The sequence below is a fragment of the Parvibaculum sp. genome, from assembly GCF_045863935.1.
Classification (GTDB): domain Bacteria; phylum Pseudomonadota; class Alphaproteobacteria; order Parvibaculales; family Parvibaculaceae; genus Parvibaculum.
Genome location: NZ_BTVP01000019.1, coordinates 1 through 5,143 on the forward strand (window position 1 = coordinate 1; position 5,143 = coordinate 5,143).

Consider the following 5,143-nt stretch of genomic DNA (forward strand, 5'->3'; position numbering starts at 1 on the left):
GTCATGACCCGGCCCTCCTTCAAACTTTTTTGGCGGGTCATCCACGTCTTTCTTTTCTTCTATTCCGTGCCGCAAAGACGTGGATGGCCCGCATAAAGCGGGCCATGACGGTTTTGGGTTTTGAAAACGGCTCGGCTTTCTGAATTCGGAGCCGATCAGGACATCCGGGTGATCCAGTAAACCCGATTTCGCGGTTCCGAGTCCCGAGTCCCGAGTGCTGGCGAACAGGCGTTTCGCTCGCAAAATCAAAAGCTTGAACCAGCCCCGAAAAATTTAAACCGGACAGCAGTGGCATAAAGCGGGCCATGACGAAAAAGGGGGCTGAGGTTTCATATCGCGATTACGCTTTTATCACCTGCCCGCGCTAGACTCGCTTCCATGAGACAGAACAACTGGACATGGGCCGCCCTGGTCCTTCTTGGCGCCGCGGCGCTGCTGCTTCTCCTGATGAACCGCTTTCCGGGCGCGCTGGACAGCGAGAACGCTCAGATGCGCTTCGTCTATGGCGTGCTGCTGCTAACGCTGGTCGGCTCCGGCGTCTTGATGGGGTGGCGGGAGCGAGCGGGCGTGGCGCTGAAACAGGCGCTGACCTGGATCGCGATCGCGCTTGTGCTGGTGATCGGCTATTCCTATCGCGACGTGTTTTCGGACATCGGCAGCCGGCTGCGCTCCGAAGTCGCCCCCTCCGTCCCGGTGACGGGCGAACCGGGCACGGCCTATCTGTCGCGCGACATGACGGGACATTTCCATGCGGACGCGCTCGTCAACGGGACGCATGTGCGTTTCCTGGTGGATACGGGCGCCAGCGACGTGGCGCTGAGCGCCGCGGATGCGCGCCGTGTCGGCATCGACTTTTCAAGGCTCAGCTACACCATCCCCTATCAGACGGCGAACGGCGTCATCCATGCCGCACGGGTAAGGCTCGACGAGGTGACGGTGGGCGGCATCACGCTGCGCGATGTCGATGCCTCGGTGTCGCAGGGCGGGCTCGACACGTCATTGCTCGGCATGAGCTTTCTCGGGCGGCTCGGTTCCGTCGAGGTCCGGGGCGAGCGGCTGGTGTTGCGCTACTAGACACACACCGCCATTCTCCCGCCTCATTCAGGACTTCTATAGCGGATCGGACTTGTCATCCGTTCACGCCGAAATTTCGCTATAACAAGTCATCGAGACCACCCCGCCCTCCCCGGAGATAACATGACGCTGAAGCCGCGTACCGACCTGAAGCCCAATACGCCTGAATTCGAGAACCTGCCGCTCGTCTCGCCCAACGGGTTCCGCGAATATGACGCGCGCTGGCTGTTCGAGAAGGAGATCAATCTCGTCGGCGTGCAGGCGCTGGGGCTGGGGCTCGGCACGGCGATCCACGAATTCGGCGTGCGGCCTGCAATCGCGGTCGGTCACGACTTCCGCTCCTATTCCGCCTCGATCAAGCAGGCACTGATCATCGGCCTGATGGAAGCGGGCTGCGAGGTGCACGATATCGGCCTCGCGCTTTCGCCTGTCGCCTATTTCGCGCAGTTCGCGCTCGACGTGCCCTGCGTTGCCATGGTGACGGCGAGCCACAACGAGAACGGCTGGACCGGCGTGAAGATGGGCGCGCAACGGCCGCTGACTTTCGGGCCGGACGAGATGGGGCGCCTGAAGGAGATCGTGCTCGGCGGCGAAGGCAAGGCGCGCGACGGCGGACGCTATATCCGCGTGGGCGGCATGGCGGAGCGCTATATCGCCGACCTCACCGGCCGGCCGAAAATCAAACGCAAGCTGCGCGTGGTCGCGGCCTGCGGCAACGGCACGGCGGGCGCCTTCGCGCCGAAGGTTCTCGAAGGCATCGGCGTGGAGGTGATCCCGCTCGATTGCGAGCTCGACTGGACCTTCCCGCGCTACAACCCGAACCCCGAAGACATGGAAATGCTCCATGCGCTGCGCGACAAGGTGCTGGAAACGGGCGCCGATGTGGGCCTCGGCTTCGACGGCGACGGCGACCGCTGCGGCGTGGTGGACGATACGGGCGAGGAAATCTTCGCCGACAAGGTGGGCGTGATGCTGGCGCGGGATTTGTCCGCGCGGCACGCGAATGCGCAATTCGTGGTGGACGTGAAGTCGACCGGGCTCTTCCTCACCGATCCCGTGCTGATCGCGAACGGCGCGAAGACCGACTACTGGAAGACCGGACACTCCTATATCAAGCGGCGCGCGCATGAACTGAACGCGCTGGTCGGCTTCGAGAAGTCCGGCCACTACTTCTTCAATCCGCCGATCGGACGCGGTTATGACGACGGGCTCGTCTCGGCCATCGCGATCTGCGACATGCTGGACCGCAATCCGGACAAGAAGATGTCGGATCTGCGCGAGGCGCTGCCGAAGACATGGGGCTCGCCCACCATGTCGCCCTATTGCCCGGACGAGAAAAAATACGAAGTCGTGGAGCGGATCGTGCGGCTCTTCGAGGAGATGGAGACGAAGGGCGAGACGCTTATCGGCCAGAAGATCCGCGACATCGTGACGGTGAACGGCGTGCGCGTGACGGTGGCGGACGGGACCTGGGGCCTTGTGCGCGCCTCATCGAACAAGCCGGGGCTCGTGGTCGTGGTGGAAAGCCCGGCATCGGAAGCGAACATGCGGGCCATGTTCGCGGAAGTGGACAAGCACCTTTCGGCGCAGCCCGAAGTGGGCGAGTACGATCAGAAGATCTGAGGAGGCCTTAAACTTTCCGGATCGGTCCGGGGTACTGCGCCACGAGGGGGTCGGCTGTCAGCAACACGATGCCTTCCTCCAGCGCCTGTGCGACCAGCATCCGGTCGAAGGGGTCCTTGTGAAGCGGTGGCAAATCGCCCGCCGCTAGCGCATGACGGCTCGCAATCGGCAATTCCTCATACCCGTTGTCAATGAGGCCACGGTGCAGGAGACGCGGATCGGCCTGGAAATCGTCCCGCCCCAGCGAACGCTTGATGGCGATTTCCCACAGGTTCGCCGGGCTGAAGAGAAGAAGGTTCTCCGTGTCCTCGATGAGCTTGCGCGCTGTGCGCGGCAGCTTCCCCGGCAGACCGGCGGCCCAGAGAAGAATATGCGTGTCGAGAAGGAGCTTCACGCGTCCTCCCCGAACAGTGCCTCGATCTCGGCCTTGCCCATCTTGTCGAAATCGGCCGGGACCTTGAGCGCGCCCGCCAGAAACCCGGTGCGGCGCACCTCGCCCGGCACAGGTGCGTCAAGCGCCGTCACCTTGACGAGCGGCTTTCCCGCTTTCGCGATGATGAAGCTCTCACCTTTCGCCGCCTTTTCGATCAGGCGGGAAAGGTGCGTCTTCGCTTCATGGATATTGAAGGTACGCATCGCCTACATCCAAATTAGTTTAGTTTATTGAACTTAGTTTAATTGGACATGGATTTCAAGTCCGGCTTTCGTCCGGACCGGAAGAAGGCTTTACTCCCCTGCCCTCCCATTGCCGAAACCGGAAACGATGGAAACGCCCAACGAAAACCTGATCGACGCCGTCGATGCGCTTCTGCCCGCGCTGTTGCAGGGAATGGATGCCGTGTCGTTCATTGCGCGGCATATGCATCCGCCGCTTCTGGCGAGCCTTGTCGAGCAGATGGAACCGGTGGCAGCGAAGCTGAAGGCCTCGCGGGCGGCGTTCGACGCAGCGCAATGGCCGGAGCATCTGTGCGCGTTTCGCGACCATGTGCGCGAGGCGGCGGACGAGACCGAAGCGACGTTCGAAGGATTGCGCGCGGCGGCGGCGGACGGGTCGGCGCCGGGCGGGCCGGTCTTCGCGGCCTATCGCGCGATGCGGCACGGGCCGCGCGCGATGGAGGCGCTTTATCCGGTGAGCGCGATGCTGCCGCCGGTGAGCCGCTTCTTCCTCGAGGACGGCGCGCAGAGCGACGCGGCGCTCATCGAGCGTCTCGCGGAAGGCGCGGCGACAGAAGGGACCGGCATCCATCATTTCGGCAACGAAAAGGGACAGCGCGGCGGCTTCTCGCTCTATGTGCCGGAGACATACGACGCCGGACGCCCTCACCCGCTGATCGTCGCCTGTCATGGCGGCAGCGGGCACGGGCGCGGTTTTCTGTGGACATGGCTCAGGGCCGCGCGCTCTCGCGGCGCGATCCTGATGAGCCCGACATCGCTCGATGCGACATGGTCGCTCATGGAACCGGAGCAGGACCGGGCCTCGCTTGCGCGGATGATGGCGCGTGCGGGCGAGCGCTGGAACATCGATGCCGGCCGCATCTTGCTCACCGGCATGAGCGACGGCGGCACCTTCACCTATCTTGCGGGGCTGGCAGGCGGGCCCTTCACGCATCTCGCGCCTGTCTCGTCCGCGTGGCATCCGATGCTTCTCGGCATGGCGGATCCGGCACGGCTTCAGGGCCTTCCCGTCTATATCACGCATGGCGCGCTCGACTGGATGTTCGCCGCCGACATGGCGCGGCTCGCCTATTCGGAGCTTTCGGCGGCGGGCGCGAATGTGACTTATCGCGAGATCGCCGACCTCTCCCACACCTATCCGGTGGAAGAAAACGCCCGCATCATGGACTGGTTCCTCGCCTGAGGGTCAGCCGAGGAAGAGCCGGTAGAACATCTGGACCGAGGTGAGCGCGAGGAAAGCCGCGAAGGCGCGGATGAGCGCCTTGTGGCTGATCGCATGCGCGATGGCGGCACCCCAGGGCGCGGCAAGCACCGAGAGCGGCGCGATGAGCGCGATCCCGATCAGGTTCACGTAACCGAAGCTGAAGGGCGGCAGGAGCGGATCGTTCCAGCCCGCAAGCACGAAGCCGATGACGGCGGGAACGGCGATCAGCACACCGAGACCCGAGGAGGTCGCGACCGCTTCGCGCGGGTTCTTGCCGTAGAGCGTCATGAAGCTGACGGCGAAGGTGCCGCCGCCGATCCCCATGAGCGCGGAAAGAGTGCCGATGACGCCGGCAACGGAATATTGCACGGGCTTGCCGGGCAACTGCGTGCCGAGGCGCCAGCTTTCCTTGCCGAAGGCGAGATTGGCGGCGACGAGCAGCGCGATGGAGGCAAAGACGCCGGTCAGGGCATCGCCGCTCACATAGGCCGCGACGACCGTTCCGGCCGCGACGCCCAGAAGAATGGGGAGCGCCCAGCTTTTCAGCATCGGCCAGTCGACCGCGCC

General features: G+C 64.0%; 6 protein-coding genes. 3 read left to right on the forward strand and 3 right to left on the reverse strand.

What is annotated here, in order from left to right:
• Positions 1 to 378: 378 nt before the first annotated feature.
• Both ACKUUH_RS09660 and ACKUUH_RS09665 read left to right on the forward strand, forming a co-directional pair.
• Positions 379 to 1,074 carry a TIGR02281 family clan AA aspartic protease gene (locus ACKUUH_RS09660; protein WP_407949699.1) on the forward strand — a complete coding sequence of 232 codons (696 nt, stop codon included), beginning with the start codon at positions 379 to 381 and terminating at the stop codon, positions 1,072 to 1,074.
• A 123-nt stretch (positions 1,075 to 1,197) separates the two neighbouring features.
• Positions 1,198 to 2,697 carry a phosphomannomutase/phosphoglucomutase gene (locus ACKUUH_RS09665; RefSeq protein ID WP_407949700.1) on the forward strand — a complete coding sequence of 500 codons (1,500 nt, stop codon included), beginning with the start codon at positions 1,198 to 1,200 and terminating at the stop codon, positions 2,695 to 2,697.
• Between the two features lie 7 nt (positions 2,698 to 2,704).
• Here the strand turns inward: ACKUUH_RS09665 and ACKUUH_RS09670 are convergent, their stop codons facing one another.
• Positions 2,705 to 3,091, reverse strand: coding sequence for a type II toxin-antitoxin system VapC family toxin (locus ACKUUH_RS09670; RefSeq protein WP_407949701.1), 387 nt, complete (start codon positions 3,089 to 3,091; stop codon positions 2,705 to 2,707).
• Positions 3,088 to 3,333, reverse strand: coding sequence for a type II toxin-antitoxin system Phd/YefM family antitoxin (locus ACKUUH_RS09675; RefSeq protein WP_407949702.1), 246 nt, complete (start codon positions 3,331 to 3,333; stop codon positions 3,088 to 3,090). Before ACKUUH_RS09675 ends, ACKUUH_RS09670 begins: the two co-directional genes overlap by 4 nt.
• Positions 3,334 to 3,460: 127 nt before the next feature.
• Here ACKUUH_RS09675 and ACKUUH_RS09680 point away from each other — a divergent pair, with 127 nt between their 5' ends.
• On the forward strand, positions 3,461 to 4,555 hold the full coding sequence (locus ACKUUH_RS09680) for a phospholipase (RefSeq protein WP_407949703.1): 1,095 nt from the start codon (positions 3,461 to 3,463) through the stop codon (positions 4,553 to 4,555).
• 3 nt (positions 4,556 to 4,558) lie between these two features.
• Here ACKUUH_RS09680 and ACKUUH_RS09685 read toward each other — a convergent pair.
• A partial coding sequence (locus tag ACKUUH_RS09685) for a sulfite exporter TauE/SafE family protein (RefSeq protein ID WP_407949704.1) occupies positions 4,559 to 5,143 on the reverse strand: 585 nt, incomplete at its 5' end.

Bases quoted from the DNA above. Each gene is read 5' to 3' on its own strand.
- ACKUUH_RS09660 (WP_407949699.1), top strand. From the start codon at position 379: ATGAGACAGAACAACTGGACATGGGCCGCCCTGGTCCTTCTTGGCGCC.
- ACKUUH_RS09665 (WP_407949700.1), top strand. From the start codon at position 1,198: ATGACGCTGAAGCCGCGTACCGACCTGAAGCCCAATACGCCTGAATTC.
- ACKUUH_RS09675 (WP_407949702.1), bottom strand. From the start codon at position 3,333: ATGCGTACCTTCAATATCCATGAAGCGAAGACGCACCTTTCCCGCCTG.
- ACKUUH_RS09680 (WP_407949703.1), top strand. From the start codon at position 3,461: ATGGAAACGCCCAACGAAAACCTGATCGACGCCGTCGATGCGCTTCTG.